At 70.5% G+C, this 1,608-nt stretch carries 1 protein-coding gene; it reads right to left on the minus strand.

The genetic code is table 11. The features are described from left to right. Nucleotides 1-153 precede the first annotated feature (153 nt). Nucleotides 154-1,551 carry a GntP family permease gene (locus AOK23_RS43230; protein ID WP_055717830.1) on the minus strand — a complete coding sequence of 466 codons (1,398 nt, stop codon included), beginning with the start codon at nt 1,549-1,551 and terminating at the stop codon, nt 154-156. Nucleotides 1,552-1,608: the final 57 nt, after the last annotated feature.

The following is a 1,608-nucleotide window of genomic DNA, read 5'->3' on the forward strand; positions in this document are numbered from 1 at the left end:
CCGGTAGCCGGGCCCTGGCCTGCGCGATGGGCCCCCGGCCTGGGCAAAGGGCGCCCGGCCTGGGCAAAGGGCGCCTGGCCCGCGCAAAGGGCGCCCGGCCCGCGCGATGGGCCCCGGCCCGCGGCCGGACGCCCATCGCGCTGGACCGGCGTCCTAGATCACCAGCGACAGCAGCAGCACGAGTGCCCCCGCCACCACCGAGATGATCGTCTCCATGACCGACCAGCTCTTGATGGTCTGGCCCACGGTCATGCCGAAGTACTCCTTGACCATCCAGAAGCCGGCGTCGTTGACATGGCTGAAGAACAGGGAGCCGGCGCCGATGGCGAGGACGAGCAGCGCCGTGTGGGTCGTCGACATGTCGGCGGCCAGCGGTGCCACGAGCCCGGCCGCGGAGATGGTCGCGACGGTCGCCGAGCCCGTCGCGAGCCGGATGCACACCGCGATGAGCCAGGCCAGGACGAGCGCGGGGATGGACCAGTCCTCGGAGATCTCCAGGATCATCTGCCCGACCCCGGAGTCGATCAGGGTCTGCTTGAAGCCGCCGCCGGCCCCGACGATCAGCAGGATGCCCGCGATCGGCGCGAGGGACGTCTCCACGGTCGACGACAGCCGCTCCTTGGTGAACCCGGCCGCCCGCCCCAGCGTGAACATGCCCACGATCACCGACGCGAGCAGCGCGATCAGCGGCGAGCCGACGACGTCGAAGACCCGCTGCACCATCTGCTCGGGATCGTCGACCACGATGTCCACCAGGGCCTTGGCGAGCATGAGCACGACGGGCAGCAGCATGGTCGCGATGGTCGCCCCGAACCCGGGTCGCTTCTCCAGCTCCTCCGACGCACGCGCGGGGATCATGCGCTCGGGCACCGGGACGTCCACCCACCGCGCCGCGTACTTCGAGAACAGCGGCCCGGCGACGATCACGGTCGGTACGGCGACGAGCAGACCCAGCGCCAGCGTGACCCCCAGGTCGGCCTTGACCGCGTCGATCGCGACCAGCGGCCCGGGGTGCGGCGGGATCAGGCCGTGCATGACGGACAGGCCCGCGAGGGCGGGGACACCGATCCGCATCAGCGAATAGCCGCCGCGCTTGGCGACCATCAGGACCACCGGGATGAGCAGCACGATCCCGACCTCGAAGAACAGCGGCAGCCCGATCACCGAGGCGATCAGCACCATCGCCCACGGCATCGCCCGCCCGCCGGCCTTCGCGAGGATCGTGTCGACGATCTGGTCGGCGCCGCCGGAGTCGGCGAGCAGCTTGCCGAGGATCGCGCCCAGCGCGATGAGCACACCCACCCCGGCCACGGTCGTCCCGAGCCCGGTGGTGAAGCTGACGATCGCCTTGTCCAGCGGTGCCCCGGCGAAGGCGCCGAGCGCCAGCGAACCGATGGTCAGGGCCAGGAAGGCGTGCACCTTGAACCTGGTGATGAGCAGCACGATGACGGCGATGCCCGCCAGTACGGCTATGCCCAGCTGCGCGTGGCCCGCCGAGGTGATCGGCTCGACGGGGTCTGCTGCCAGTATCTCGACGCTGAGTCTGGTCACGGTGATTCCTTGAAGGGAGGGGGAGGGAAGAGGAGGCGGAAGTGGAGGGAGAGAGGG

The sequence above is a fragment of the Streptomyces torulosus genome (genome assembly GCF_001419765.1).
Taxonomy (GTDB): Bacteria; Actinomycetota; Actinomycetes; order Streptomycetales; family Streptomycetaceae; genus Streptomyces; species Streptomyces torulosus.